This window comes from Erwinia sp. GW821-FHT03D09, from assembly GCF_059420805.1.
In genome coordinates, this window is record NZ_JBWKUK010000014.1 from 1 (window position 1) to 26,203 (window position 26,203).

General features: G+C 53.4%; 27 protein-coding genes, 1 tRNA gene and 2 pseudogenes. 24 read left to right on the forward strand and 6 right to left on the reverse strand.

Annotated features, from left to right (window positions below; translation table 11 throughout):
- Positions 1–127 precede the first annotated feature (127 nt).
- Positions 128–742 carry a DUF8309 domain-containing protein gene (locus AC07U6_RS14795; protein ID WP_494763989.1) on the forward strand — a complete coding sequence of 205 codons (615 nt, stop codon included), beginning with the start codon at positions 128–130 and terminating at the stop codon, positions 740–742.
- Between the two features lie 9 nt (positions 743–751).
- On the opposite strand, the gene AC07U6_RS14800 is transcribed toward AC07U6_RS14795, so the two are convergent.
- A protein-coding gene (locus AC07U6_RS14800; protein WP_494763988.1) for an IS3 family transposase occupies positions 752–1,965 on the reverse strand; the annotation gives its coding sequence in 2 pieces (ribosomal slippage) (positions 752–1,671 and positions 1,671–1,965; 1,215 coding nt in all).
- Positions 1,966–1,986: 21 nt separating this feature from the next.
- Here AC07U6_RS14800 and AC07U6_RS14805 point away from each other — a divergent pair.
- From AC07U6_RS14805 to AC07U6_RS14820, 4 genes and pseudogenes are all read left to right on the forward strand, one after another.
- A pseudogene (locus AC07U6_RS14805) lies at positions 1,987–2,148 on the forward strand (RHS repeat-associated core domain-containing protein); the annotation flags it as partial.
- Between the two features lie 141 nt (positions 2,149–2,289).
- Positions 2,290–2,523 carry a hypothetical protein gene (locus AC07U6_RS14810; protein ID WP_494763987.1) on the forward strand — a complete coding sequence of 78 codons (234 nt, stop codon included), beginning with the start codon at positions 2,290–2,292 and terminating at the stop codon, positions 2,521–2,523.
- The gene (locus tag AC07U6_RS14815) at positions 2,523–3,011 is read left to right on the forward strand and encodes an Imm26 family immunity protein (protein WP_494763986.1); all 489 of its coding nucleotides are present in this window, start codon (positions 2,523–2,525) and stop codon (positions 3,009–3,011) included. Before AC07U6_RS14810 ends, AC07U6_RS14815 begins: the two co-directional genes overlap by 1 nt.
- 34 nt (positions 3,012–3,045) lie before the next feature.
- Positions 3,046–3,528, forward strand: a complete 483-nt coding sequence (locus AC07U6_RS14820) for an immunity 26/phosphotriesterase HocA family protein (protein WP_494763985.1) — start codon at positions 3,046–3,048, stop codon at positions 3,526–3,528.
- Between the two features lie 51 nt (positions 3,529–3,579).
- On the opposite strand, the gene AC07U6_RS14825 is transcribed toward AC07U6_RS14820, so the two are convergent.
- The gene (locus AC07U6_RS14825) at positions 3,580–3,729 is read right to left on the reverse strand and encodes a hypothetical protein (RefSeq protein ID WP_494763984.1); all 150 of its coding nucleotides are present in this window, start codon (positions 3,727–3,729) and stop codon (positions 3,580–3,582) included.
- 401 nt (positions 3,730–4,130) lie between these two features.
- Here AC07U6_RS14825 and AC07U6_RS14830 point away from each other — a divergent pair, with 401 nt between their 5' ends.
- On the forward strand, positions 4,131–4,421 hold the full coding sequence (locus AC07U6_RS14830; RefSeq protein WP_494764597.1) for a hypothetical protein: 291 nt from the start codon (positions 4,131–4,133) through the stop codon (positions 4,419–4,421).
- Between the two features lie 15 nt (positions 4,422–4,436).
- A complete protein-coding gene (locus AC07U6_RS14835; RefSeq protein WP_494763983.1) occupies positions 4,437–4,718 on the forward strand; it encodes a hypothetical protein in 282 nt (93 codons plus the stop codon).
- Between the two features lie 66 nt (positions 4,719–4,784).
- Here AC07U6_RS14835 and AC07U6_RS14840 read toward each other — a convergent pair whose 3' ends face one another.
- Together AC07U6_RS14840 and AC07U6_RS14845 are read right to left on the reverse strand one after the other, a co-directional pair.
- Positions 4,785–4,934: a hypothetical protein gene (locus AC07U6_RS14840; RefSeq protein ID WP_494763982.1), complete on the reverse strand. Its 150-nt coding sequence runs from the start codon at positions 4,932–4,934 to the stop codon at positions 4,785–4,787.
- Positions 4,935–4,973: 39 nt separating this feature from the next.
- Positions 4,974–5,090 (reverse strand): annotated as a pseudogene (locus AC07U6_RS14845) (hypothetical protein); the annotation flags it as partial.
- A 293-nt stretch (positions 5,091–5,383) separates the two neighbouring features.
- On the opposite strand from AC07U6_RS14845, the gene AC07U6_RS14850 reads away from it, so the two are divergent.
- Positions 5,384–5,459, forward strand: a tRNA-Gly gene (locus AC07U6_RS14850).
- Positions 5,460–5,771: 312 nt separating this feature from the next.
- On the opposite strand, the gene queG is transcribed toward AC07U6_RS14850, so the two are convergent.
- Positions 5,772–6,911 (reverse strand): tRNA epoxyqueuosine(34) reductase QueG, encoded by a 1,140-nt coding sequence (gene queG, locus AC07U6_RS14855; protein WP_494763981.1) that lies wholly within the window; start codon positions 6,909–6,911, stop codon positions 5,772–5,774.
- Between queG and nnr the strand changes: the two genes are divergently transcribed.
- From nnr to AC07U6_RS14930, 15 genes are all read left to right on the forward strand, one after another.
- Positions 6,910–8,460 carry a bifunctional ADP-dependent NAD(P)H-hydrate dehydratase/NAD(P)H-hydrate epimerase gene (gene nnr, locus AC07U6_RS14860; protein WP_494763980.1) on the forward strand — a complete coding sequence of 517 codons (1,551 nt, stop codon included), beginning with the start codon at positions 6,910–6,912 and terminating at the stop codon, positions 8,458–8,460. The genes queG and nnr overlap by 2 nt on opposite strands.
- Positions 8,429–8,905 carry a tRNA (adenosine(37)-N6)-threonylcarbamoyltransferase complex ATPase subunit type 1 TsaE gene (gene tsaE / locus AC07U6_RS14865; RefSeq protein ID WP_494763979.1) on the forward strand — a complete coding sequence of 159 codons (477 nt, stop codon included), beginning with the start codon at positions 8,429–8,431 and terminating at the stop codon, positions 8,903–8,905. Before nnr ends, tsaE begins: the two co-directional genes overlap by 32 nt.
- Positions 8,905–10,608, forward strand: coding sequence for an N-acetylmuramoyl-L-alanine amidase AmiB (gene amiB / locus AC07U6_RS14870; protein WP_494764564.1), 1,704 nt, complete (start codon positions 8,905–8,907; stop codon positions 10,606–10,608). Before tsaE ends, amiB begins: the two co-directional genes overlap by 1 nt.
- 12 nt (positions 10,609–10,620) lie before the next feature.
- Positions 10,621–12,597, forward strand: a complete 1,977-nt coding sequence (gene mutL, locus AC07U6_RS14875; RefSeq protein WP_494763978.1) for a DNA mismatch repair endonuclease MutL — start codon at positions 10,621–10,623, stop codon at positions 12,595–12,597.
- Entirely contained in the window at positions 12,590–13,540 is a 951-nt protein-coding gene (gene miaA / locus AC07U6_RS14880) for a tRNA (adenosine(37)-N6)-dimethylallyltransferase MiaA (protein ID WP_494763977.1), read from the forward strand. The genes mutL and miaA overlap by 8 nt, the downstream gene beginning before the upstream one ends.
- A gap of 102 nt (positions 13,541–13,642) precedes the next feature.
- A complete protein-coding gene (hfq, locus tag AC07U6_RS14885) occupies positions 13,643–13,954 on the forward strand; it encodes an RNA chaperone Hfq (RefSeq protein ID WP_205065826.1) in 312 nt (103 codons plus the stop codon).
- A 199-nt stretch (positions 13,955–14,153) separates the two neighbouring features.
- Positions 14,154–15,434: a ribosome rescue GTPase HflX gene (hflX, locus tag AC07U6_RS14890; RefSeq protein ID WP_494763976.1), complete on the forward strand. Its 1,281-nt coding sequence runs from the start codon at positions 14,154–14,156 to the stop codon at positions 15,432–15,434.
- A 69-nt stretch (positions 15,435–15,503) separates the two neighbouring features.
- On the forward strand, positions 15,504–16,757 hold the full coding sequence (gene hflK / locus AC07U6_RS14895; RefSeq protein WP_494763975.1) for an FtsH protease activity modulator HflK: 1,254 nt from the start codon (positions 15,504–15,506) through the stop codon (positions 16,755–16,757).
- A 3-nt stretch (positions 16,758–16,760) separates the two neighbouring features.
- A complete protein-coding gene (gene hflC, locus AC07U6_RS14900) occupies positions 16,761–17,765 on the forward strand; it encodes a protease modulator HflC (RefSeq protein ID WP_494763974.1) in 1,005 nt (334 codons plus the stop codon).
- Between the two features lie 99 nt (positions 17,766–17,864).
- On the forward strand, positions 17,865–18,065 hold the full coding sequence (locus AC07U6_RS14905; protein WP_105592084.1) for a DUF2065 domain-containing protein: 201 nt from the start codon (positions 17,865–17,867) through the stop codon (positions 18,063–18,065).
- Between the two features lie 135 nt (positions 18,066–18,200).
- Positions 18,201–19,499 carry an adenylosuccinate synthase gene (locus AC07U6_RS14910; protein WP_494763973.1) on the forward strand — a complete coding sequence of 433 codons (1,299 nt, stop codon included), beginning with the start codon at positions 18,201–18,203 and terminating at the stop codon, positions 19,497–19,499.
- A gap of 198 nt (positions 19,500–19,697) precedes the next feature.
- Positions 19,698–20,141 (forward strand): nitric oxide-sensing transcriptional repressor NsrR, encoded by a 444-nt coding sequence (gene nsrR, locus AC07U6_RS14915; RefSeq protein ID WP_494763972.1) that lies wholly within the window; start codon positions 19,698–19,700, stop codon positions 20,139–20,141.
- A gap of 16 nt (positions 20,142–20,157) precedes the next feature.
- Positions 20,158–22,605 (forward strand): ribonuclease R, encoded by a 2,448-nt coding sequence (gene rnr, locus AC07U6_RS14920; RefSeq protein WP_494763971.1) that lies wholly within the window; start codon positions 20,158–20,160, stop codon positions 22,603–22,605.
- Between the two features lie 88 nt (positions 22,606–22,693).
- The gene (gene rlmB, locus AC07U6_RS14925; RefSeq protein ID WP_105592080.1) at positions 22,694–23,431 is read left to right on the forward strand and encodes a 23S rRNA (guanosine(2251)-2'-O)-methyltransferase RlmB; all 738 of its coding nucleotides are present in this window, start codon (positions 22,694–22,696) and stop codon (positions 23,429–23,431) included.
- 85 nt (positions 23,432–23,516) lie between these two features.
- Positions 23,517–25,148, forward strand: coding sequence for an isovaleryl-CoA dehydrogenase (locus tag AC07U6_RS14930; protein ID WP_494763970.1), 1,632 nt, complete (start codon positions 23,517–23,519; stop codon positions 25,146–25,148).
- Here the strand turns inward: AC07U6_RS14930 and bsmA are convergent.
- A complete protein-coding gene (gene bsmA, locus AC07U6_RS14935; RefSeq protein ID WP_494763969.1) occupies positions 25,122–25,448 on the reverse strand; it encodes a biofilm peroxide resistance protein BsmA in 327 nt (108 codons plus the stop codon). The two genes, AC07U6_RS14930 and bsmA, sit on opposite strands and share 27 nt — an antisense overlap.
- A gap of 354 nt (positions 25,449–25,802) precedes the next feature.
- Here bsmA and rpsF point away from each other — a divergent pair, with 354 nt between their 5' ends.
- The gene (gene rpsF, locus AC07U6_RS14940; protein WP_004160104.1) at positions 25,803–26,198 is read left to right on the forward strand and encodes a 30S ribosomal protein S6; all 396 of its coding nucleotides are present in this window, start codon (positions 25,803–25,805) and stop codon (positions 26,196–26,198) included.
- The last annotated feature ends 5 nt before the right edge of the window (positions 26,199–26,203 follow it).

Sequence of the window (26,203 nt, forward strand, 5' to 3'; positions counted from 1 at the left end):
AGCGAGCGGCCCCATGAATCCCTGAATAACCTGACGCCGGAAGAATACCGGCTGATGGCCGAGAACACGGAAATCTCGTGTGTGGAACTAAAGCTGGGATACTTACACTGTTAAAGGCGTTTTATCTATGGCTAAACGAATTATCTGGAAAGATGGTGATCTGGTTAACATCAAGCTGCGCGATGGTTTATATACCATAGGCCAGATGCTAACCAGTCCAGCAATGCGATTTTATGATATCTCTAACGCTGATGGTGTGTGGAAAAATGTAGATCTGAATAAAGTAAAACCATTATTCAGAGTCTTCGTTGGAAATGTAATAAATAAGTATTTAGTTACTGAAAAAATAAAAGAAAAATCAGTTGTATCAAGTAGTAAACCTTATGAGTCGTATTGGATTCGTGCATATAGCTCTATGGATAATGAGCATTATCCCGGAAATAGAGATAGTTTTTTATTTATGGGAGGGAAAATAATAGATCTTGGTCCTGATGGTAATGTTAGTGTCACTCAAGCGCCTATAATAAAAGAAGATTTAACGCTTCCTCAGGATCGTGAGTTTATTGAGCAATATGAATTAGACAATATGTGGGGGCATGAAGATCTCAGTGACCGTCTATGTCGCTACTTTGATACAGGTATTAATCGGGATGATCTTAAGTTCGAGGTATTCCCTGGCCTGTGGGATGACAGAGAAAAACTCCGGCCTCTCACTCGTCGTTTACCTGTTCCATTAAGATAAATGTAGTGGTCAAGTAATATTGGCCACGGTTTTACAGTAAAAACAGTATATGTTCTCTGATTCTTCAGGTGCCAGTCCACCGTTGTAATGGTGAGGCCTGATGCTATTGTAGTAGTTCAATATATAACCACTGATTTGTCGCCGGGCCTCGTCCTTGCCTGCGTAACCATTCGCCGGCATCCATTCTGTTTTCAGGCTGCGGAAGAAGCGCTCCATGGGGCTGTTATCCCAGCAATTTCCCCGCCTGCTAACGCTTTGCTTTATTCTGTAACGCCAGAGAAGTTGTTGATATTTCAGGCCTGTATACTGGCTTCCCTGATCGCTGTGGAACATAACATCACACGGCTGGCCTCGCGTCTCATATGCCATCCGCAGGGCACTGCTTATCAGCGCTGTATTGGCATTTTCTGACAAACTCCAGCCGATAACCCTCCGGGCGAAAAGATCCATGACGACCGCCAGATAACACCAGCGATTCCCTGCCCGGATATACGTAATGTCTCCGCACCATACCCTGTCTGGTTCCGGTACGGCAAACTGACGCTCGAGCAGATTCGGCAGGCATGTATGCTCCTGACGGGCATTTTTATACTGATGTTTTCCAGGCTGGCAACTGCTCAGGTTCAGGTATTTCATCAGCCGCCCCGCACGGTAACGGCTCATCGGGACGCCGTTTTGAGTCAGCATTTCTGCCAGAGTGCGTGCGCCTGCAGAGCCCCGGCTCTGGTTCCACGCCCGGCGTATTTCGCTGCACAACCTGACCTGCGCCGGATTAACAGTATCGCGTCGTTTTCGCCAGTACCGGTAACTGCTGCGGTGTATTTCCAGAGCGGAACAGAGGCTGACCACCGGGTGGCTGTCACTCAGTCTGGCAACTATCGTGAACCGTTCAGCGAGTCGGACATCGGGAGCGCTGTAGCCTTTTTTAATATCGTATTCTGCTCCTCCAGACGGCGAACCTGCTTTTCCAGTTCGCGGATACGTTGCTGCTCCGGGGAGATAGGCGTCGCAGAGGGCGTAATGCCCTGACGCTCTCGCCGGAGCTGGCGTACCCAGCTCTCAAGGGTGGTAGAACCGACATTCATCGCTTCACTGGCTTGTCGATATGAGTAGCCCTTATCAACAATCAGCTGTGCACATTCCAGCCTGAACTCAGGGGTGAAAGTACGCTTAGTTTTCTTGTTCATTAAGTCACCTGTTTTATGTTGAGGTGAGAATATCACCTTTAATCAGGTGGCCAAATTTACTGTGCCACTACAACCGGGCTGCACTACAATACCTATCGATATTATGCACCTGAGGTTGGGCGATTTATCACACCTGACCCGATTGGGTTACTGGGTGGGCTGAATCTTTATCAGTATGCACCGAATCCGTTAAGCTGGATTGATCCGTGGGGATTAACGGATGTTAATGCGCCTGGATATAGTGTCTATGGATTATATGAACCTGGCGCATCAAAGCCTTATTATGTAGGTATCACGGATAATCTTGATCGAAGAGCTACTGAACATATTAAAACAGGTCGATTAGGAGGTAATGCTGAAATGATTCCTTTAGACCAAAATGTCACATATGGTCAAGCACGTGGTTATGAACAGTTTTATATAGAAGAGTATGGAACACGGACAGGTGTCATAGGCGATGAAATATCTTCCACAAACCGAGGAAATAAATATAACTCATTCGATCATGGCCGAAACGATACACGTGCTGATGCATTCAGGGATGCTTACGATAGTAAGAAAGGTGGTTCAAAAATACGAGGTAAGGGTTGCTAATGAGTAATTATAAATTTTGGGGCTGGGATAAAAAACCAAGGACCATGCTTCGATATGTGAAGCTTGGTGATATATTCTGTTTTCGTTTGGATGAAAAAAGGTATTGCTTCGGGCGAATTATTTCAAAAATAAGCATGGGGCATGTGGCTGAAATATTTGACTTCATATCTTCATTTCCGAGAGTTACAGAGATGGATATATCTAATTCACATCGTCTTACTGAGTTAATTATTCTAGATACCTATACTTTATTTGATAAAAAGATAGAGCCGGAAGGTGATTGGAGAATTATAGGGCATCAGAATGACTATGTTCCAACGAATGTAGAAAATGTTTATTTTACGTATGGAGTTGGAAATTCATGTAAAAAAGTTGATGTTTTTAATAATGAAGAAGCTATCGATGAGAAAGATAAAGTAAAATACCTTACGTTTACATCAAGACGAGATATGTATATTAAAGAGTTGGTTTTTTCATTGATCGATTAGCTATAAAGAAAGGCTAAGGTGGAGGGGGATGCGGATGAGTGATTTTAAATTTTGGGGTTGGGATAAAAAACCAAAAACAATGCTCCGCTTTGTTAAGCCTGGAGGTATATTTTGTTTTAAATTGGATGATAATAAATACGGTTTTGGGCGAGTTATAGCGAAAATTACGGGTGGTCATGTTGTTGAGTTATTTGATTATATGTCAACTAATCCTAAGATAGATGAAAACATAATTAATTCGTCTAAACGAATTGTTTCTCCAATAGTAATTGATACTTATGGTTTGTTCGACAGAAAAATACACTCAGAAAGTGATTGGAGGATAGTTGGTCATCAGAATAATTTTTCCCCTGAAAACGTAACGGATATTTATTTCTCTTATGGGATTGGTGATTTTTTTAAGAAGAAAGACATTTTTGGAAATGTATTTTCTATATCAGAAGATGAGGGGAGAAATATACCGGAATTAAATCCTCATTCTGATTACCTTGTTAAGTCTTTATTGAAAAGTATTTAAATGAAAATAGCCGGAAAAGATCTCTCGATCTTCCCGGCTATTTTTATGCATTTACCCGGTTAAACCCGGTATTTTCAGGAGTGCCGTTTTTGCGGCGTTCTTCATATCCCGGTTAGCCTGCTTAATATCCCGCAGTTGCTGGCGCAGGGCTTCCTGCTCATGTTTCAGGTCGTCCACTTCATCACTGTCCAGAACCAGCACAATACAACCGTCGGTTATTTTGACGGTGAGATGTGCGCCCGTCTCAAATCCCGCTTCACGCCGCCATTTATCTTCGGGCGCTTGGTATCGTCTCTGTTGGTGTATCACTCAGGATGGAGTAACATTCTGTTTTTAGTTATGGTCGTTTGCCATGCGTTTTAATAGACTGATAGTACGTTCCAAATTGAGGGTATGACTGGAAAATAGGTTGGTTCCGTTCTTATGACCCGATAGGGTTGGCGGGGGGACTGAACTTATACGCGTATGCGCCTAATGCGCTGTCGTATATAGATCCGCTGGGGTTGTCTCAAACGGTTACAGGGTCTACGGCTGGGGGGCTGTCTAGAACCACATCTACTTGGAGAGATCGTTATGGCCCAGCATCAATGCGGGATCATCATTTGATACCTCAAGCGATGATGAATGACCCAGCCTTTATGGCCCAAATGAAAAATGCTGGAATTGCAAACCCGACCGATTATATTCATCGTCAGATTTCTCAAATACCAAATTCTTTACATTCTGATGTCCATAGGAGTGGATGGAATGACCAATGGAAATCATGGTTTGATAAGAACCCAAACTTTAGTCAGGCCGATCTTCAGGATAATATAAAAGGTATGATGCGGGAGCATAACATTCCTAATTCATCACGCAATTTTTCCAAAAGATATGGCGGTAAATGTGGTTAACGATTAAGGAGTATTATGAAATCCCAATATATTCTACAAAAAGCTTTAATGCTTTTGGACCGAGGACAAATGGATCGAGCAGTAATATCTCTTAGAGAAGCAATAGTACAGGCTGAGAGTGATAATGACCTTGTTACTTTGGTTCAGTCTTTAGTGTGTCTTGGGGATGTACTTTGTCTATCAGGTTCGAAAAGTGAAGCAAGATCTCTTTTGGAAAAGGCTTTAACTTATAAAAGAGATGATGATTTACTAGCATATGAATATGAAAGGGCTATGGATTTACTTTCTCAAATATAGAAATTCTATTTAATTTTAAATTATAGTTGGGAAGATCGTATGAATTTCCCGGCTAGTTTTATGTACTTACCCGGTTAAACCCGGTATTTTCAGGAGCGCCGCTTTAGCGGCGTTCTTTATATTCTGATTAGCCAGCTTAATATCCCGCAGTTGCTGGCGTAACTCTTCCTGTTCATGCTTCAGGTCGTCCACTTCATCACTGCCCAGAACCAGCACAATACAACCGTCGGTTATTTTGACGGTGAGATGTGCGCCCGTCTCAAATCCCGCTTCACGCCGCCATTTACCCTTTAAATTAATGATAGAAATACTGGCGGGTGAAGGACAGGAAATTCTCTGTAAGGATGGAGGAAACCGAGGCAGACAGGAGATTCACCATCAAATCGCCGATCTTGTTATCGCGTTTCTTGAGAACAACCTGCCGAAAACGACGGATTAAACCCATTCAGAAAGGAGCCGGCATGCTCGTAAAGTGATGGTTTTCAGGGGAATGACGCCGCACTGAGCGAAAAAATGAGAACCATGTGAATTTTTTTTGACTCGGGTCTTGCCAGCGGCTACCAAACCGGTCCATAATAGCGACCTCTCCTCGGAAATTGAGGGGGAAAGCTAGAAAAATCAGTAAGTTACAGAATTGTCGTACAGTAAAGCAGCACCACTTCTAAGCGGGAATAGCTCAGTTGGTAGAGCACGACCTTGCCAAGGTCGGGGTCGCGAGTTCGAGTCTCGTTTCCCGCTCCAATAATTTTTATCTCATCATAATTGTCAAATTATCCACAGCCTACTGCTGAAGAATGTTTGTTTTTCATTACCAAACGAAAATTGTTTTGAACAGAGTTATCCACAGGATAGTTTTCTTCTGCCAGCAATTGCTCGATCGGCAAATTCCCATGATTTACTTCTAACTTGTTGTTTTTTATCTATTTATTAATATTTCAAAATGTTATCTGGATCGCTTGTCATTTCTGTGAGGGTTGAATGACAAAGCTTTTTTATTTTTATTCACAGCGTGTGGAAAGATCTGCTGCGGTAAAAATTGACCCGATTGTGCATTTAAGCATCACGCGGTAATCCTTTCTCTACCGCTCGGACCAGGCGTCGTTGCTGGCTGCTTTGAACCTCAATAACATTCTCATCGCGTTTTGCCAGCTGGCAGCTGATTGCCCAGCGTATGTGCTCATCCAGCATGTCATTTTCCCCCAGTCTTGCCCCTAAAGCCTGAAGGTGCGATTCGTTCCAGGGGGCATTACCCAACGCGACGGCCACGTTACGCAGCCAGCGCAGGTGCCCGATACGTCGAATCGCCGATCCCTCGGTCACCCTCAGGAATTTTGCCTCGTCCCAGGCGAACAGATCGATAAGCGGCGGAGCATGCAGGACGGCTCGTGGGCTGAAATCATCCTCATCAGTCAGCTGGCCGTAGCGGTTCCATGGACAGATTAGCTGGCAGTCATCGCAGCCGTAGATGCGGTTACCAATCAGCGGCCGGAATTCCTCTGGGATGGCACCCTCCAGCTCAATGGTCAGATAGGAAATACAGCGCCGCGCATCGACCTTATAGGGTTCTACAATCGCCCCGGTTGGGCAGGTGGTGATACAGGCCACGCAGCGTCCGCAGTTCTCTTCCACCGGGCTGTCTACGGGGAGGGGGAGGTCGATCAGCAGTTCACCAAGGAAAAACCACGATCCCGCTTCGCGATTCAGGATCAGTGAATGTTTACCGGTCCAGCCGAGCCCTGCTTTTGCCGCCAGTGGACGTTCCAGCACCGGTGCTGAATCAACAAAAGGACGAAATTGCGCTTCCTCGCAGCGCTCGCGGATCATATCGCCTAACTTTTTTAGACGATTACGCAATACTTTGTGGTAATCACGACCAAGAGCATAACGGCTAACATAGCCCAGTTGGGGATTCCGCAGCGTGCTGGCAAACGATGCTTTTGCAGGCAGGTAATTCATACGCACGCTGATCACCCGTAGCGTGCCTGGCATCAATTCATGGGGACGGGCGCGCATCATGCCGTGACGTGCCATCCAGTCCATCTCCCCGTGGTATTGTTTATCCAGCCAGGCCTGCAGGCGCGGCTCCTCCAGCGTTAAATCGGTATCGCAGATACCGACCTGCTGAAAGCCGAGCGACAGCCCCCACTGTTTAATATCCAGGGCGAGTTGATGGAAATCGAGAGGATGCGACATGAAGAACCTGAACCAGCAGAAAGACAACATCAGTTTACCCTATTCTGTCTGGCCTGTGGAGGCGATAGCGCAGCTTGAGCGGGAAGGCGCTGATGCGCAGGGAATTACCCTCTTTGAACTGATGCAGCGGGCGGGGGAAGCGGCGTTTAACCGGATACGGAGCCTGTGGCCGGAATCCCAACGCTGGCTGATCCTCTGCGGGCATGGCAACAATGGCGGGGATGGTTTTATCATCGCGCGGCTGGCGAAAGCTGCCGGACTGGCGGCCACGCTTATCGCCGTGGAAGGTCGTCGTGCGCTGCCGGATGAAGCGCAGCAGGCGCGTGCTGCCTGGCTTGCCGCCGGAGGTGTGATTCACGATACGGCGATTGACTGGCCGGACGATCTGGATGTGATTGTCGATGCGCTGCTGGGTACCGGGATGAACCGGGCTCCGGCCGCACCTTACGATCGCCTGATTGAGCAGGCAAATCGCCATCCGGCACCGGTTTTTGCCGTTGATGTGCCATCTGGGTTAGTGTCCGCTAACGGCACTACGCCTGGTATGGCCATCGAAGCAACATTCACCCTGACGTTTATCGCCCTTAAACCAGGTTTACTGACCGGAAAAGCGCGCGATCACGTTGGGCAACTTGATTATCACAGGCTGAATCTTGATCCCTGGCTGATAACGCAGCAGGCCCCCATCGCCCGCTATGATGCCGGTTATCTTTCCCACTGGCTGAAACCTCGGCAGGCCACTTCCCACAAGGGCGATCACGGCCGCCTGCTGCTGATTGGCGGCGATCACGGTACCGCTGGGGCTATTCGTATGGCGGCTGAAGCGGCTTTGCGCGCCGGATCTGGTCTTGTGCGAGTACTTACTCACATTGAGAACGTTGCTTCGTTACTGACGGCGCGACCCGAGCTGATGGTGCAGGAGTTAACCGCTTCAGCTCTGGATGACGGGTTGGAATGGGCTGATTTTATTGTGATTGGGCCGGGAATGGGACAAAGGGCATGGGGTAAAAAAGCGCTGAAAAAAGTAGAAAACTCTCATAAACCGATGCTTTGGGATGCCGATGCGCTTAACCTGCTGGCAATCAGTCCCGATAAACGTCAAAATCGGATTATTACGCCGCATCCCGGTGAAGCAGCGCGCCTGCTGAACGTGAAAGTGAGTGAAATTGAAAGCGACCGCTTACTTGCGGTGCGGCGGCTGGTAAAGCGCTATGGCGGCGTGGTGGTACTGAAAGGTGCCGGAACGCTGGTCGCGGAAGAGAGCGGTAAACTGGCGATTGCCGATGTAGGTAACGCCGGTATGGCCAGCGGTGGTATGGGAGATGTGTTATCTGGCATCATCGGTAGCCTTGCGGGGCAAAAATTTTCGCTCTACGATGCAGCCTGCGCAGGATGCGTTGCGCACGGAGCGGCAGCCGACGCGGTGGCCGCACGCTATGGTACACGCGGCATGTTAGCCACCGATCTGTTTTCCGTGCTGTATCTGTTTGTCAATCCTGAGATGTCGAATAAAAAGAATGATGACCTGTGTAATCGCGTTGCCCGATGAGGCAGCAACCCTCGCATTGGGTGCCCAACTGGCCCGCGTCTGTGACGGCGCGGCAACTCTTTATCTGTACGGCGACCTGGGCGCGGGAAAAACGACGTTCAGTCGCGGATTTCTGCAGGCTTTAGGGCATCAGGGGAATGTGAAAAGTCCAACCTATACGCTGGTAGAACCCTACGAGCTGGTCGATCGCCGCGTATATCATTTTGACCTGTATCGCCTGGCCGATCCGGAAGAGCTGGAGTTTATGGGCATCCGCGATTACTTCGCCAATGACAGCATCTGTCTGGTGGAGTGGCCGCAGCAGGGAACCGGCGTGCTACCGGAGCCGGATATGGAGCTGCATCTGAGCTATCAGGGGCATGCACGCCAGGCTGAACTGCGTGCGCGTTCCGCTGCCGGCGAGTCCATGCTGCGGCAGTTTGCATCACAGCAGGGTGAGGTATGATGCGGCAGATTAAATCCTGGTTTTTGCTTATCCTGTTTTTCTGCTCGTTTGCCTCCGTGGCAGCCAGCCTTTCCGACATTAAAGTCTCCAACGGCAGCGATGAAGCCAAAGTGACATTGAGCTTTTCCGGGCAGCCGATTTACGCTTTCTTTCCACTGCATAATCCCGAACGCGTGGTGCTGGACATCCGCCAGAGCGGTATTGTCGGTGGGCTGCCGCTGACCTTCAGCGGCGAAAATATTGTTAAACGCATTCGCTCCAGCGAAGCGAAAGACAGCCAGAGTATTCGCCTGGTGTTCGAACTCACCCAGCCGGGTAAAACCCGGGCGGTGACCCAGAAAAAAGGCAGCAGCTACGACGTGGTGTTTACTATCAGCGGCTCGCGGCCGGCGAAGGTGGCCAGCCGGCCGGCACCGGTCAGCAACAGTAACACTTCTCGGGCCGCGGTCAGCAGCAGTACGGCTTCTCGCACGACCAGCAGCCAGCCGGAGAAAAATCCGTTTAATGCTAATCCGGTGACGGCCGTCACCAGCGGAACGCAAACCGCTCGCCCGCGCAGCACCTCAGCCAGCAGCAGCGATGCGGTGATTGTGGCCATTGATGCCGGGCACGGTGGTCAGGACCCGGGGGCTATCGGCGGCGGCGGGCTGAAAGAGAAGAACGTCACCATCGCCATTGCCCGTAAGCTTAAGGCGCTGCTGAACGACGATCCGATGTTTAAAGGCGTGATGACCCGCGACGGGGATTACTTTATCTCCGTGATGGGCCGTTCCGACGTGGCGCGTAAGCAAAATGCTAACCTTTTGGTTTCCATTCACGCGGATGCAGCCCCAAACCGCAGCGCTTCGGGAGCCTCCGTATGGGTGCTTTCTAACCGCCGCGCTAACAGTGAAATGGCCGGTTGGCTTGAACAGCATGAGAAACAGTCTGAGCTGCTGGGTGGTGCGGGTGATTTGCTGGCCAATAGCCAGGCTGACCCGTACTTGAGCCAGGCGGTGCTGGATCTGCAGTTCGGCCACTCGCAGCGGGTAGGCTATGATGTCGCCGTTAAAGTGATTGCTCAGCTGCAGCGCGTTGGTGCGCTGCATAAACGTCGTCCGGAACATGCCAGCCTGGGCGTTTTGCGCTCGCCGGATATTCCGTCCCTGCTGGTGGAAACCGGCTTTATCAGCAACCCTTCGGAGGAGCGACTGCTTGGCAGTAGCGCTTACCAGCAGAAGATTGCCGAGTCGATTTATAAAGGCTTGCGCAACTACTTCCTGGCGCACCCGCTACAATCGCTCCCAAAGGAGGAAAACCGACCGTTGCAGTCCGCCGCGGCGGTTGAAGTAGAAGCGAATCCGGCCCCGGCAGGCACAAGGTATACCGGTGCAACCCAGCGCCACATCGTGAAACGCGGCGAGACGCTTTCGGGCATTGCCGCGCACTATGGCGTCAGCATGGCAACGCTGCGCTCCCTGAATACGCTGAAGAAAGATGTTGTGTGGGTTGGCCAGCGGCTGAAAGTGCCTGCGGGGAGCGTCAAGCAGATCGCCAGCACGGTTAAAGCTGCGAAACCGCAGCGGCATAAAGTGGTCCGGGGTGATTCGCTGACGGCGATTGCTGCGAAGTATGGCGTCAGCCCGCAGGCGATTCAGCAGGCGAACAAGATGAAAACGCAAAACGTGATGCTGGGTCAGACCTTGACCATCCCTACATCGTAATTGAGGAAAGTTATGCCCATTCAGGTGCTACCACCGCAACTTGCTAACCAGATTGCCGCTGGCGAAGTGGTAGAACGCCCGGCCTCCGTGGTGAAAGAGCTGGTAGAAAACAGCCTGGATGCGGGCGCAACGCGAATTGATATCGACATCGAAAAGGGCGGGGCAAAGCTGATTCGCATCCGTGATAACGGCAGCGGCATCAGCAAAGACGAACTGGCGATGGCGCTGGCCCGCCACGCGACCAGTAAAATCACCACGCTTGACGATCTTGAGGCGATTATCAGCCTCGGCTTTCGCGGCGAGGCGCTGGCCAGTATCAGCTCGGTATCCCGCCTGACGCTCACCTCGCGCACCGAGGCGCAGAGCGAAGCCTGGCAGGCTTACGCTGAAGGGCGCGATCAGGCTGTCACGGTGAAACCTGCGGCGCACCCGGTGGGCACCACGCTGGAAGTGCTCGATCTCTTCTATAATACGCCCGCCCGCCGCAAATTTATGCGTACCGAAAAGACCGAATTTACCCATATCGATGAAGTGGTGCGCCGCATTGCGCTGGCGCGTTTCGATGTGGCGATTAGCCTCAGCCACAATGGCAAGCTGGTGAGGCAGTACCGTGGCGTAACCGATGACACGCAGCGCGAACGGCGGCTGGGTGCAATTTGCGGCACCGCGTTCATCAGCCACGCGCTGGCGATTGAGTGGCAGCACGGGGAGCTGGCGCTACGCGGCTGGGTTGCCGATCCCGCCGGGTCTAAGGTGCTGAGCGAGCTGCAGTATTGCTATGTTAACGGACGCATGATGCGTGACCGGCTGATTAATCACGCTATTCGCCAGGCCTATCAGGACAAGCTGGGCGATCAGCATCAGCCTGCCTACGTACTGTATCTTGAAATCGATCCGCATCAGGTCGATGTCAACGTTCACCCGGCCAAGCATGAAGTGCGCTTCCACCAGTCTCGGCTGGTGCATGATTTTATTTATCAGGGCGTGGTGAGTGTTCTGCAGGAAACCGGTCAGGAAACGCTGCTGGATTTGGAGTCGGGCGCTCCCGCCGATCGCTGGCAGCCTGAAAATCGCCAGGCGGCGGGCGGAAATCATTTCTCTACGCCTGCGCCTTCGGCTGCAGACTATTCTGCTGGAGCTGAATTCCGTCTTGAGCCCACAGCAACAGATACTCCCCGTGCTTCTGGCGGTCCACCATCCTTTTCAGCAGGCGTGCGCAGCGCTTCTGCCGGTGCTTCCTCAGAACGCTCGCCTGGCGATCTTGCTGCGGCCATGTTCCCGCACCGGCGGCAGGAGCCGGTTTATCAGAAACGTGAGGGAGCGGCTTACCGGCAACTAATGAATACGCCGCCGCCGCGATGTAACGAGCCTACCCTGCCCGTGCCGGAAACAAGTCCTGTACAGCCGGCAGCTGAGGCACCGCTCAGCGGCCACGCCCACAGTTTTGGCCGCGTCCTGATGGTGTTACAGCAGCATTACGCGCTGGTAGAAAGTGCAGAACGGCTATCGCTGATTGCCCTTGCTGTTGCAGAACGCTGGCTGAAGCAGGCACAGCTGGAACCGGGCTCGGAGGGACTTAAACCGCAGCCGCTGCTGATCCCGGTACGACTCAAGCTCGATAAAGCCGAGCGAGAGGCGATGAGCCATTCGGCCCCATTGCTAAATCAGCTGGGTATTGAACTGCTTGCGGAGGGGCAGCATGTGATGCTGCGCGCGGTGCCTTTACCATTACGCCAACAAAATTTACAAAACTTGATTCCAGAACTGTTAGGCTACTTGGCCCGGCAGCAGGATGTTTCAGCCAGTCAGATTGCGCAGTGGTTAGCGCGTCAGTCGGTTTCTGAACATCAGCACTGGAATCACTCGCAGGCGATTACCCTGCTGGCCGATGTTGAACGACTCTGCCCGCAGCTAGTAAAATCGCCACCTTCTGGATTAGTGCAAATTATTGATATTAATACGGCGATGAATGCCCTGAAGTATGAGTGAACAATCCAAGGCTGGCCTGCCTAAGGCAATATTTTTGATGGGGCCTACGGCCTCCGGTAAGACTGCGCTGGCGATTGCCCTGCGCCAGGCGCTGCCGGTAGAGCTGATTAGCGTTGATTCCGCACTGATTTATCGCGGAATGGATATCGGCACCGCCAAGCCTTCTGCAGAAGAGCTGGCATTGGCGCCTCATCGTTTGCTGGACATCCGCGATCCCGCTGAGAGCTATTCAGCGGCAGAATTTCGTCGCGATGCGCTGGCTGAAATGGCGGAGATTACCCAACGCGGGAATATTCCGTTGCTTGTTGGTGGCACCATGCTTTATTACAAGGCGTTACTGGAAGGATTATCCCCACTGCCCGCGGCCGATCCTGAAGTGCGTCAGCGTATAGAGCAAATGGCGAGTGAGAAGGGCTGGGAAGCGCTTCATCGCCAGTTATGTGACGTTGATCCCGTTGCAGGACGTCGTATTCATCCGAATGATCCCCAGAGACTTTCGCGAGCACTGGAAGTTTTTTTTATTTCGGGTAAAACTTTAACGGAACTGACAAAAACGTCGGGAGATGCGCTGCCGTATGATGTTCACCAGTTTGCTATCGCGCCAGCGAGCCGTGAACTGATCCATCAGAGAATAGAGCAGCGTTTTCATCAGATGATGGCGTCAGGATTTGAAGCGGAGGCTCGGGTGCTCTTTGCACGAGGTGATTTGCATACGGATATGCCTTCCATTCGTTGTGTTGGTTATCGCCAGATGTGGTCATTTTTGTCCGGTGAAATTGATTACGATGAAATGGTTTATCGGGGAATTTGCGCAACCCGGCAGTTAGCTAAACGTCAGATAACCTGGTTACGTGGTTGGAAAGAGGTCCACTGGCTTGACAGTGAACAGCCCGAAGAAGCGTATTCCAGAGTGTTACACGTTCTTAGTGCGAAGCCTGGGTGATTGTGTACAATTGGTGCGTTATCGCGCGCAAATTTTTTACGTCGTATTTCGAATCGCAAGGTTCTTAAGTTACAAACAACAAGCATATAAGGAAAATATAGAATGGCTAAGGGGCAATCATTGCAAGATCCGTTCTTGAACGCACTGCGTCGTGAACGTGTTCCGGTTTCGATTTATTTGGTGAATGGCATCAAACTTCAGGGGCAGATTGAGTCGTTTGATCAGTTTGTCATTCTTTTGAAAAATACGGTTAGCCAGATGGTGTATAAGCACGCGATCTCTACCGTTGTTCCGTCCCGTCCCGTTTCCCATCACAGCAATAATGCGGGTGGCGGTAGCAGCAACTATCATCATGGCGGAAGTAACCAAGGGGCATCTTCTCAGCCTCAGCAAGACAATGATGACGCTGAATAAATAGCGCCGCTGTCTATCCATGACGGGGAGTCGTTCCCCGTCCTGGCAAAACGTTTTATCCGGATTTTCTCATCTCATTTTGGCGGGATGATATTGCGTAAAAATGCCGTTTATTGAGCTGGCGCGCCATGTTTAAGCTGATTTTGATGCAGTATGGCCATCGGGTAGCAGGTTCAACCAGGTTCTGAGAGGTTTAAGTTTGTTTGACCGTTATGATGCCGGTGAGCAGGCCGTACTGGTACACATCTATTTTTCGCAAGACAAAGATATGGAAGATCTACAGGAGTTTGAAACTCTGGTCTCTTCCGCTGGCGTCGAAGCGCTCCGTGTCGTTACCGGTAGTCGTAAAGCACCACATCCTAAATACTTTGTCGGTGAAGGAAAAGCTGTAGAAATTGCCGAAGCGGTTAAAGCTAGCGGGGCTTACGTGGTGCTTTTTGACCACTCGCTCAGCCCGGCGCAGGAGCGCAACCTTGAAGCGCTCTGTGAGTGCCGCGTGATTGACCGTACCGGGCTAATTCTGGATATCTTCGCCCAGCGCGCCCGAACTCATGAAGGTAAATTACAGGTAGAACTGGCGCAGCTGCGTCATCTTGCGACACGTCTTGTGCGCGGCTGGACGCACCTTGAGCGGCAGAAAGGCGGTATTGGTTTGCGTGGCCCGGGTGAAACCCAGCTCGAAACCGACCGTCGGTTATTAAGAAATCGTATTACGCTCATTCTTTCCCGTCTTGAGCGCGTTGAGAAACAGCGTGAACAGGGCAGGCAGTCGCGCAATAAAGCCGATGTGCCGACCGTTTCGCTGGTGGGCTATACCAACGCCGGTAAGTCCACCCTGTTTAACCGTTTGACGTCTGCCGATGTTTACGCAGCCGATCAGCTGTTTGCCACGCTGGACCCGACGTTGCGCCGGGTGAATGTTGCCGACGTGGGCGAGGTTGTGCTGGCGGATACGGTGGGTTTTATCCGCCATCTCCCCCATGACCTGGTCGCGGCATTTAAAGCCACGCTGCAGGAAACGCGTCAGGCGACGCTGCTGCTGCATATCATTGATGCCGCAGATGTCCGTCTTGATGAAAACATCGAAGCGGTAAACGTCGTGCTGGAAGAGATCGAATCTGATGAGATCCCCAGCCTGCTGATTATGAATAAGATTGATATGCTGGAAGATTTCGTCCCGCGTATCGATCGTGATGAAGAAAACCTGCCGATCCGCGTCTGGTTGTCCGCACAAACCGGCGAAGGGGTCCCGCTACTGTTCCAGGCTCTGACTGAGCGTCTGGCCGGTGAAATCGCGCAGTATGATTTGTGTTTGCCGCCGGAAGCGGGGCGGCTGCGCAGTCGTTTTTATCAGCTTCAGGCGATAGAAAAAGAGTGGAATGAGGATGATGGTAGCGTAGGTTTACACATACGCATGCCGATCGTTGACTGGCGACGTCTGTGCAAGCAGGAGCCGGAGCTGGTGAATTACATTGTTTGACTGATTATGCCTGACACGCGTATCCCGGCTTGGGATACCACCCGCACACACAATTAATGGAGCATAAACATGGCGTGGAATCAGCCCGGAAATAACGGACAGGACCGCGACCCGTGGGGAAGCAGCAATAATCAAGGCGGCAACTCTGGGGGAAATAAGGGAGGGCGTGATAAAGGTCCTCCTGATTTGGATGATATCTTCCGTAAACTGAGCAATAAGCTTGGTGGTCTGGGCGGTGGCAAAAAAGGTGGCGATGGCGGCAACGGTAACGATCAGCGTCGCTCCGGTAATACCGGGCGTCTGGTCAGCATCGCGGCAGCGGCTGTCGTGGTAATTTGGGCCGGTAGCGGCTTCTATACCATCAAAGAAGCCGAACGCGGTGTAGTGACACGTTTTGGTAAATTCAGCCATCTGGTTGAACCCGGCCTGAACTGGAAGCCGACCTTTATCGATCAGGTACGTGCGGTCAACGTTGAGGCAGTGCGCGAGCTTTCTGCCTCCGGAACGATGCTGACCTCTGATGAAAACGTCGTGCGCGTTGAAATGAACGTGCAGTACCGCGTGACCAACCCGGAACGCTATCTGTTCTCGGTGACCAGCGCGGATGACAGCCTGCGCCAGGCAACTGACAGTGCCCTGCGCGGTGTCATTGGTCGTTCAACGATGGACCGAATTCTGACCGAAGGTCGTACCGTTGTGCGTAGCGATACCCAGCGCGAGCTGGAAGAAACCATCCGCCCTTACGATATGGGGATTACGCTGCTGGACGTTAACTTCCAGACCGCGCGTCCACCGGAAGAGGTGAAGGCTGCATTTGATGATGCGATTGCTGCCCGTGAAAACCGTGAGCAGAAAGTGCGTGAAGCAGAAGCCTACGCTAACGGAGAAATCCCGGTAGCGCGTGGTAAAGCGCAGGAAACGCTGGAAAGAGCGCGTGCTTATAAAGCGCGCGTGACGCTGGAAGCGCAGGGTGAAGTGGATAGCTTCGCACGTATTCTGCCGGAGTATAAAGCCGCACCGCAGATTACCCGTGAACGTCTGTATATCGAAACTATGGAACGCGTGCTGGGCCATACGCGTAAAGTGTTGGTGAATGACAAAGGCAACAGCCTGATGGTTCTGCCACTGGATCAGCTGATGCGCGGCCAGTCTGGAAGCGCCCCGGCGAGCAGCGGAGACAGCACCAATCTGATGCGTATGCCTCCTGCCAGCAGCGGCAGTGAACGCGCCAGCAGCAGTACGTCGTTCAGCCCGGACGACATCATGGATCAGCGCCGGGTGAACTCCCAGCGTAACGATACCCAGCGCGAAGGGAGAGATTAATCGATGCGTAAGCCATTAATCGTATTATTGATTGTTGTGCTGGTGGTGCTGTACGCGTCACTGTTTGTTGTACAGGAAGGGCAGCGCGGCATTGTGATGCGCTTCGGTAAAGTTCTGCGTGATGATGAGAACAAGCCTCTGGTCTATGAACCAGGCCTGCACTTTAAGATCCCATTCCTGGAGTCAATGAAGCCGCTTGATGCCCGTATCCAGACCATGGATAACCAGGCCGACCGCTTCGTGACCAAAGAGAAGAAAGATCTGATCGTTGACTCCTATATCAAATGGCGTATCAGCGATTTCAGCCGCTACTACCTCGCTACCGGCGGTGGTGATGTATCCCAGGCTGAAGTGCTGCTGAAACGTAAGTTCAGTGACCGCCTGCGTTCTGAGATTGGTCGTCTGGACGTTAAAGATATCGTCACCGACTCACGTGGACGCCTGACTACCGACGTTCGCGATGCGCTGAACACCGGCAGTGCCGGTCAGGATGATGAAGTGGCAACGCCGGCGGCGGATGATGCGATTGCTTCGGTTGCGGCGCGCGTTGAGCGTGAAACATCAAGCAAAGAACCGTCGATCAACCCGAACAGTATGGCTGCGCTGGGTATTCAGGTTGTGGATGTGCGCATCAAGCAGATCAACCTGCCAACCGAAGTGTCTGACGCGATCTTTGCCCGTATGCGTGCCGAGCGTGAATCCGTTGCCCGCAGCCAGCGTGCGCAGGGTGATGAAGAAGCAGCAAAAGTGACCGCGCAGGCGGATTATGAAGTTGCCTTCATCAGTGCTCAGGCAGAACGACAGGCGCGTATCACCCGCGGTGAGGGTGATGCGGAAGCGGCGAAACTGTTTGCCGATGCCTTCAGCCAGGATCAGGACTTCTATGCGTTTATGCGTAGCCTGCGTGCCTACGAGAACAGCTTCAAGAGCAACCAGGACGTGATGGTGCTCAGCCCGGACAGCGATTTCTTCCGCTTTATGAAGAATCCGTCTACCACGACGCGCTGATAATCTGTTATAACTGCGAAAGGCCGGAATTTCCGGCCTTTTTTTATGGCCGGAACCTGCCCGGCAGCGGCAGACAGAACAGTAACGAGATCGACGAAGATGAATGCAATTGTGTGGATGGCCGTGGGCCTGGTGCTGGTTTTTGAAGGGCTTGGCCCGATGCTGTGGCCGCGTATCTGGCGGCGGATGATTTTGTCGATGGCGCAGCTACCGGATGCATTACTGCGCAGAGTTGGTGGTGGGCTGGTTGTAGCGGGGGCTGTGATCTACTACATGATTAGCGTACGTAACGGTGGCTAAATCCACCGTAGGTTGTGATATCCGACCGGTTATGGCGATTGTCGGCAAAAAAGTACGCAATCGTATGCTAAAACAGCTGAAAGACTAAAATGACGATGGTAGAATCCATTTTTAAGCAATCGGTGATTTTGAGAAATGGGTAAGAACGTCGTCGTACTGGGCACCCAATGGGGTGACGAAGGTAAAGGGAAGATTGTTGACCTCCTGACTGAACGTGCTAAATACGTAGTGCGCTATCAGGGCGGCCATAACGCTGGCCATACGCTAGTCATCAACGGTGAAAAAACCGTCCTCCACTTAATTCCATCTGGCATCCTGCGTGAAAACGTCACCAGCATCATCGGCAACGGTGTTGTGCTGTCTCCGGCTGCCCTGATGAAAGAGATGAAAGGTCTGGAAGATCGCGGCTTCCCGGTACGTGAACGTCTGTTCATTTCTGAAGCCTGCCCGCTGATCCTTGAGTATCACGTAGCCCTGGACGTTGCGCGCGAAAAAGCACGCGGTGCGAAAGCTATCGGTACGACCGGTCGCGGCATTGGCCCGGCATACGAAGATAAAGTTGCCCGTCGCGGTCTGCGCGTTGGTGACCTGTTCAACAAAGAAACCTTCGCTGCCAAACTGAAAGAAGTAATGGAATACCATAACTTCCAGCTGGTTAACTACTACAAAGCCGACGCGGTTGACTACGATAAAGTCCTGGCGGATACCCTGGCGATTGCCGATGTCCTGACCGGGATGGTGGTTGACGTGTCTGAACTGCTGGACGGTGCGCGCAAGCGTGGCGACCTGATCATGTTCGAAGGCGCACAGGGTACGCTGCTGGATATCGACCACGGTACCTATCCGTACGTGACCTCGTCCAACACCACCGCAGGTGGCGTGGCAACGGGTTCAGGTATCGGTCCGCGCTATGTTGATTACGTGCTGGGTATCGTTAAAGCCTACTCCACTCGCGTGGGTGCAGGTCCGTTCCCAACCGAACTGTTCGATGAAACCGGCGAGTTCCTGTGTGAGAAGGGCAACGAGTTCGGTGCTACCACCGGCCGTCGTCGTCGTACCGGCTGGCTGGATGCGGTTGCCGTGCGTCGCGCCGTGCAGATCAACTCCCTCTCAGGCTTCTGCATGACCAAACTGGACGTGCTGGATGGCCTGAAAGAAGTGAAAATCTGTGTGGCATACCGCATGCCGGACGGCAGCGAAGTGACTTCCACTCCGCTGGCAGCCGAAAACTGGGAAGGTATCGAGCCAATCTACGAAACCCTGCCAGGCTGGAGCGAAACGACCTTTGGCGTGAAAACGCGTGATGGTCTGCCGCAGGCAGCGCTTGATTACATCAGGCGTGTTGAAGAAGTGACCGGTGTACCGATTGATATTATTTCAACCGGTCCGGACCGTAGTGAAACGATGATTCTGCGCGACCCGTTTGACGCATAATTGTACTTCAGGCCGGGCAATGCCCGGCCAGATCCTTTCCTGCACTGGTTTCCTGCCGTTCCCGTCAGTTCTTTATCACCAATGCCGCTTGTTTAAATAAAATCGCCCCTTTACGGTGGCTGGTTTATTATCATTGCTAACAAAGTCCATTCTTAAGCGGATGAAAGCTTCAATACGGGTTTTATCCTTGAGGTTACTGTGCAGCTAACCAGTTTTACCGATTATGGTTTACGCGCGCTGATCTATCTTGCCTCTCTGCCAGAGGGCCAGATGACCAGTATCAGCGAAGTGACAGACACTTATGGTGTGTCCCGTAATCATATGGTCAAAATTATCAATCAACTTAGCCGTGCCGGTTATATCGCGGCGACGCGTGGTAAGAATGGCGGTATCCGCTTGGGCAGACCGGCTGAGGAGATTGTGATTGGTCAGGTAGTTCGTGATATGGAACCGCTGCAACTGGTGAACTGCCACAGCGATTTCTGTCATATCACCTCTGCCTGTCGCCTTAAAAAGGCGCTGCATGATGCAGTCCAGAGTTTCCTGCGGGAGCTGGACAATTACACCCTTGCTGACCTGGTGGAAGATAACCATCCGCTATACAAAATTTTGCTGAATGACCCAGTGTTGCTCAGCAACTGACAACGGAGGAACCTCGATGTCAAAAGATCCCTTTCAGGAAAGAGAAGCTGAAAAGTACGAAAACCCTATTCCCAGCCGTGAGTTTATTCTCGCTCACCTGGACAAACGTGAAAAGCCTGCCAGCCGGGAAGAGCTGGCGGTAGAGCTATCCATCGACGGTGAAGAGCAGATTGAAGCGCTGCGTCGCCGCCTGCGCGCTATGGAGCGTGACGGGCAGCTGGTCTTCACCCGCCGCCAGTGCTATGCGCTGCCGGAGCGACTGGACCTGCTAAAAGGCAAAGTCATTGGCCATCGCGATGGCTTCGGCTTCCTGCGCATTGAAGGCAGCAAAGACGATCTGTACCTATCTGCCGAGCAGATGAAGATGTGCATGCACGGCGATATCATTCTCGCCCAGGCCATGGGCGCCGATCGCCGTGGCCGCCGCGAAGTGCGCGTGGTGCGCGTAGTAGAACCGCGCAGCGCACAAATTGTTGGCCGCTACTTTACCGATGCCGGCGTCGGCTTCGTTGTTCCCGACGACAGCCGCCTGAGCTTCGATATTTTGATCCCAGCCGAAGAGCTGATGGGTGCCAAAATGGGCTTTGTAGTGGTGGTGGAGCTGACGCAGCGCCCAACCCGCCGGACCAAAGCCATTGGTAAGATTGTCGAAGTGCTTGGCGATAATATGGGCACCAGCCTGGCCGTAGAAATGGCGCTGCGCACCCATGATATTCCGCACGTCTGGCCGCCAGAGCTGGAAAAACAGATCGCACATCTGAGTGAGGAAGTGCCGGAAGAGGCAAAAAAAGGGCGTGTGGATCTGCGCGATCTGCCGCTAGTCACCATTGACGGTGAAGATGCCCGCGACTTCGATGATGCCGTATTCTGCGAGCGCAAGCGCGGCGGTGGCTGGCGCCTGTGGGTTGCCATTGCGGACGTCAGCTACTATGTACGCCCCGGTACGCCGCTGGATGCCGAAGCGATTAACCGTGGTACATCAGTGTACTTCCCGTCGCAGGTTGTACCGATGCTGCCGGAAGTGCTGTCAAACGGCCTGTGCTCGCTGAACCCGGAAGTCGATCGTCTGTGCATGGTGTGCGAGATGACCGTATCCTCCACAGGTAAACTGACCGGCTACAAGCATTATGAAGCGGTCATGAACTCGTTTGCGCGCCTGACCTATAACAAGGTGTGGAATATTCTGCAGGGCGACCAGGAACTGCGCGAGCAGTATCAGCCGCTGGTGAAAGACCTGGAAGAGCTGCATCGCATGTATCTGGCGCTGGAGAAGTCCCGTGAACAGCGCGGCGGCATCTCGTTTGAAACGGAAGAGGCGAAGTTTATCTTCAATGCCGAGCGCCGTATCGAGCGTATTGAGCAGGTTTCCCGCAACGATGCGCACAAGCTGATCGAAGAATGCATGATCCTCGCCAACATCGCCTCGGCTCGCTTCGTTGAGAAGAATAACGAACCGGCGCTGTTCCGCGATCACGACCGTCCAAGCGATGACAGCATCAAGAGCTTCCGCTCGGTACTGAATGAGCTGGGCCTGACGCTGCCGGGTGGCAATAAACCTCAGCCGCTGGACTATGCCGAGCTGCTGAGCCATATCGCCGGTCGTCCCGACCATGAAATGCTGCAAACCATGCTGCTGCGCTCCATGAAGCAGGCGGTGTATGATCCGGAGAACCGTGGCCACTTCGGCCTGGCGCTGGCATCTTACGCGCACTTCACCTCGCCGATCCGCCGCTACCCGGATCTGCTGCTGCATCGTGCCATTAAGTATCTGCTGGCGAAAGAGAACAACACGCTGCAGGGGAACACCACGCCAACCGGTGGTTTCCACTACGATCTGCAGCAGATGCTGCAGTTTGGTCAGCACTGTTCGATGACCGAGCGCCGCGCTGATGAAGCGACGCGCGACGTCGCCGACTGGCTGAAGTGTGACTTCATGCAGGACCAGGTGGGTGAAACCTTCAGCGGCGTGATCTCCAGCGTGACCGGCTTTGGCTTCTTCGTGCGACTGGACGATCTGTTTATCGATGGCCTGGTACATGTATCAACCCTGGACAACGACTACTACCGCTTTGATGCCGTCGGCCAGCGGTTGATCGGTGAATCCGGTGGCCGCACCTATCGTCTGGGCGACACGGTGGAAGTGCGTGTGGATGCGGTGCATATGGACGAGCGCAAGATCGACTTCGCGCTGATCTCCAGCCAGCGTAAGCCGCGCGGAGAAGGTAAAACCGAGCGCGAACGTGAAAAACGTGGTGCTGCGAAAAACAGCGGTAACCGTCGCCGCGCTCCGCGCCCTGGCAGTAAAAACTTCGAGCCGGACAGCGATTTCCGCAAAGCGGGAGAGTCGAAAAGCACCCAGCCGGCAAAAAAAGAGAAAAAGCCGCGCAAGCCGTCGGATAAAACCCGTAAAATCGCCGCCGCCACCAAAGCGAAACGCGCAGGGAAAAAATCCGACGGCGACTAACAGAGCGGTGAGAATAACCGGCAGCAGGGGGCGAGCGTTGACGCGTTTGCCCCTTTCAACTGAATGATGACCTTTGAGTAACTGAACCATGAGTGAAATTGTTTTTGGTATCCACGCCGTGCAGGCGCTGCTGGACAGCGACCCGCAGCGTTTCCAGGAAGTCTTTATCCAGAAAGGGCGCGACGATCGCCGCTTACAGACGCTGGTGAAAGCGCTGGAGGCGCAGGGCGTGGTGATTCAGGTGGCGAACAAGCAGATGCTGGACAGCAAATCTGAGGGTGCGGTGCATCAGGGCATTATTGCCCGCATTAAACCGGGCCGCCAGTATCAGGAAGGGGATCTGCCCGATCTGCTGGAGAGCCTGGAAAGCCCGTTCTTCCTGATCCTCGACGGCGTGACCGACCCGCATAACCTGGGGGCCTGCCTGCGCAGCGCCGACGCCGCGGGCGTTCATGCGGTTATCGTACCGAAAGATCGCTCCGCCGCCCTGAATGCGACCGCGAAGAAAGTGGCTAGCGGTGCTGCCGAACATGTGCCGCTGATCCGCGTGACCAACCTGGCACGCACCATGCGCCAGTTGCAGGAATCCAACGTGTGGATCGTCGGCACCGCCGGTGAGGCCGACCACGACCTGTACCAGAGCAAAATGACCGGTCCGATGGCGCTGGTGATGGGTGCGGAAGGCGAAGGCATGCGCCGTCTGACGCGCGAACACTGCGACGAACTGATTAGCATTCCGATGGCGGGCAGCGTGTCTTCACTGAACGTTTCCGTCGCGACAGGTATTTGTCTGTTTGAAGCGGTACGTCAGCGCAGCGTTAAGTAAATTGTTCGGGGCGTGACCTGCGCCCCAGCATTCTCCGCCACCCGTTTTATCCTGTCATCTGGCCCGTTTTAAACAGGATGCCGTGATGGACTGGAAAACCCATACTGTTTTCAATCAACCCTCTCCCCTCAGCAACAGCAATTTGTTTCTTTCCGATATTCCGCTGCGCACCGCCGTGCTGCGCCACGGTGCTGGCTGGGATGCTGAACGCCTGGCCTCAGTCGGGCAGCAGCTGGGCAGCGCGGAATCGCTTGAACTGGGAAGGCTGGCGAACCGTAATCCGCCGGAGCTGCTGCGTTACGATGCCACGGGGGAAAGGCTGGATGATGTGCGTTTCCATCCTGCGTGGCATCTGCTGATGCAGGGGCTGTGTGCGAATCGAGTACACAACCTGCCGTGGCAGCCTGATGCACCAGAGAATGCCTTCGTGGCGCGCGCTGCCCGTTTCATCCTGCATGCTCAGGTCGAGGCCGGGACGCTATGCCCGATCACCATGACATTTGGCGCTATTCCGCTGCTACAGCGCTATTTGCCGGCTGACTTTCACGGCTGGCTGCCGGGCCTGCTCTCCGATCGCTACGATGCCCATCTTCAGCCTGGTGAACAAAAGCGCGGCCTGCTGATTGGCATGGGAATGACCGAAAAGCAGGGCGGAACCGATGTGCTGAGCAATACCACCCGCGCTGACCCCGTCAGCCATAGTGGCCCCGGTGAATGCTACCGGCTGACAGGGCACAAATGGTTTTTCTCGGTGCCGCAAAGCGATGCCCATCTGGTGCTGGCGCAGACTTCCGCTGGTCTCTCCTGCTTCTTCCTGCCGCGATTGCTGCCGAACGGGGAGCGCAATGCTGTACAGATTGAGCGCCTGAAAGACAAGCTCGGCAACCGCTCCAATGCCAGTAGTGAAGTGGAGTTCAGGGATGCGATCGGCTGGCTCATTGGCGACGAGGGCGAAGGGGTGCGGCAAATCCTGAAAATGGGCGGATACACGCGCTTTGACTGCGCGCTGGGCAGCCACGGGCAGATGCGTCGTGCATTTTCGGTGGCGCTCTACCATGCCCATCAGCGGCAGGTGCAGGGTAAAATGCTGGTGGATCAGCCGCTGATGCGTCAGGTACTGGCCTCGCAGGCGCTGGTACTGGAAGGACAAACGGCGCTGCTGATGCGTCTTGCTCGTGCCTGGTCTGATGTCAAAGATGACGCCGAACGTGGCTACAGCCGCCTGCTAACCCCCGCTGCCAAATACGTTATCTGTAAACGCGGTATCCCTTTTGTTGCCGAATCGATGGAGGTACTTGGCGGCATCGGCTACTGCGAGGACAGCGAACTGCCCCGGCTCTATCGTGAGATGCCGGTTAACAGCATCTGGGAGGGCTCAGGAAACGTGATGTGCCTGGATGTGCTGCGAGTCTTACTTAAGCAGCCCGCGATTGCTGAACGGCTGGACGCGCAGTTTGCCGAGGTGAAAGGTGTTAACCGACATGTTGACCAGCAGTGGCGGCAGCTCAGGCTCATGCTGCGCCAGCCGGATGAAGCCCGTGCCAGAAGCCTGGTTGAGCGGCTATTTGCGCTGGTGACCGCTGAACAGGTATTGCGCCATCTTGAGCCGCCGCTGGCGGATGCGTGGTGCCGCCAGCAGCTGGACTCACGTGGAGGCGCGGCAATCCCCGATGAGGTTTGCCAGTGCCTGCTACTGCGCGCCAGCGGCATGAGCTGAAGGGCCATAGAAGATCGCCGAAGCGTACCACATGCCGGGCGCGACCGTTTCGCTCACCAGTTGGATAAGGTAGTAGCGGGCCCCGCTGGCGTTGGCTTTTTCCGCCAGCGCCCGCTCGGCATCGTCCGGGGAACCGCGCACCGTCACGCTGGCGGTACCCAGTCGGGTCAGGGTTGTGGTTTGGGCGCGGACGATCTCCTGCGCGTGGCTTGCTGGCGGCGGAGGCGGCTGGGGCGTGGTTTTCAGCGCGCTGCAGGCGCTCAGCAGCAGGATGACGGATAACGCAATGATCGGACGCATCTTCAACTCTCTTTGATGGCAGTAGCATGAGTTTACGTCATTCCCCGTCAGAGGGAGATGATTTCCCCTGAAATCCCTGTGGCAGATGAGCAGAATCCTGCCCCGGCGGCGGCTGTCGCAGCGGCGTTTAGCAAGAATTTATCGCCCGTGCCGCGGCCGCGTTTTATTTCTCTGCGCGATCGATCTTTACCTTGTGTTTCCTAACCCTCGCCAGTATGATTACGCGTCAATTTTTCAGCCGCATTCTCAAGTTGTAGCCTGCTAATCGTTGGTTACGGCTTATAACGTTCCTTGCTTCCATGGGCCGCGGCTGACCCCGACAGGAGGCTGAATAATCCGTAAGGAGCAAATTCGATGCGTCATTACGAAATCGTATTTATGGTTCACCCTGACCAGAGCGAACAGGTTCCTGGCATGATCGAGCGCTACTCTGCCACCATCACTGGTGCAGAAGGTACGATCCACCGCCTGGAAGACTGGGGCCGTCGTCAGCTGGCTTACCCGATCAACAAACTGCACAAAGCTCACTACGTTCTGCTGAACGTTGAAGCTCCGCAGGAAGCGATCGATGAGCTGGAAACTAACTTCCGCTTCAACGACGCCGTTATCCGCAGCATGGTTATGCGCGTTAAGCACGCGGTAACCGAAGCATCTCCGATGGTTAAAGCGAAAGACGAGCGCCGTGAGCGTCGTGAAGATTTTGCTAACGAAACCTCTGATGATGCAGATGCTGGGGATTCTGAAGAGTAATTTCT

Excerpts from the sequence above, each read along its gene's own strand:
- AC07U6_RS14795 (WP_494763989.1), top strand. The coding sequence starts at position 128 with ATGGCTAAACGAATTATCTGGAAAGATGGTGATCTGGTTAACATCAAG.
- AC07U6_RS14810 (WP_494763987.1), top strand. The coding sequence starts at position 2,290 with ATGATTCCTTTAGACCAAAATGTCACATATGGTCAAGCACGTGGTTAT.
- AC07U6_RS14815 (WP_494763986.1), top strand. The coding sequence starts at position 2,523 with ATGAGTAATTATAAATTTTGGGGCTGGGATAAAAAACCAAGGACCATG.
- AC07U6_RS14820 (WP_494763985.1), top strand. The coding sequence starts at position 3,046 with ATGAGTGATTTTAAATTTTGGGGTTGGGATAAAAAACCAAAAACAATG.
- AC07U6_RS14835 (WP_494763983.1), top strand. The coding sequence starts at position 4,437 with ATGAAATCCCAATATATTCTACAAAAAGCTTTAATGCTTTTGGACCGA.
- nnr (WP_494763980.1), top strand. The coding sequence starts at position 6,910 with ATGAAGAACCTGAACCAGCAGAAAGACAACATCAGTTTACCCTATTCT.
- queG (WP_494763981.1), bottom strand. The coding sequence starts at position 6,911 with ATGTCGCATCCTCTCGATTTCCATCAACTCGCCCTGGATATTAAACAG.
- tsaE (WP_494763979.1), top strand. The coding sequence starts at position 8,429 with ATGATGACCTGTGTAATCGCGTTGCCCGATGAGGCAGCAACCCTCGCA.
- amiB (WP_494764564.1), top strand. The coding sequence starts at position 8,905 with ATGCGGCAGATTAAATCCTGGTTTTTGCTTATCCTGTTTTTCTGCTCG.
- mutL (WP_494763978.1), top strand. The coding sequence starts at position 10,621 with ATGCCCATTCAGGTGCTACCACCGCAACTTGCTAACCAGATTGCCGCT.
- miaA (WP_494763977.1), top strand. The coding sequence starts at position 12,590 with ATGAGTGAACAATCCAAGGCTGGCCTGCCTAAGGCAATATTTTTGATG.
- hfq (WP_205065826.1), top strand. The coding sequence starts at position 13,643 with ATGGCTAAGGGGCAATCATTGCAAGATCCGTTCTTGAACGCACTGCGT.
- hflK (WP_494763975.1), top strand. The coding sequence starts at position 15,504 with ATGGCGTGGAATCAGCCCGGAAATAACGGACAGGACCGCGACCCGTGG.
- hflC (WP_494763974.1), top strand. The coding sequence starts at position 16,761 with ATGCGTAAGCCATTAATCGTATTATTGATTGTTGTGCTGGTGGTGCTG.
- AC07U6_RS14905 (WP_105592084.1), top strand. The coding sequence starts at position 17,865 with ATGAATGCAATTGTGTGGATGGCCGTGGGCCTGGTGCTGGTTTTTGAA.
- AC07U6_RS14910 (WP_494763973.1), top strand. The coding sequence starts at position 18,201 with ATGGGTAAGAACGTCGTCGTACTGGGCACCCAATGGGGTGACGAAGGT.
- rnr (WP_494763971.1), top strand. The coding sequence starts at position 20,158 with ATGTCAAAAGATCCCTTTCAGGAAAGAGAAGCTGAAAAGTACGAAAAC.
- rlmB (WP_105592080.1), top strand. The coding sequence starts at position 22,694 with ATGAGTGAAATTGTTTTTGGTATCCACGCCGTGCAGGCGCTGCTGGAC.
- AC07U6_RS14930 (WP_494763970.1), top strand. The coding sequence starts at position 23,517 with ATGGACTGGAAAACCCATACTGTTTTCAATCAACCCTCTCCCCTCAGC.
- bsmA (WP_494763969.1), bottom strand. The coding sequence starts at position 25,448 with ATGCGTCCGATCATTGCGTTATCCGTCATCCTGCTGCTGAGCGCCTGC.
- rpsF (WP_004160104.1), top strand. The coding sequence starts at position 25,803 with ATGCGTCATTACGAAATCGTATTTATGGTTCACCCTGACCAGAGCGAA.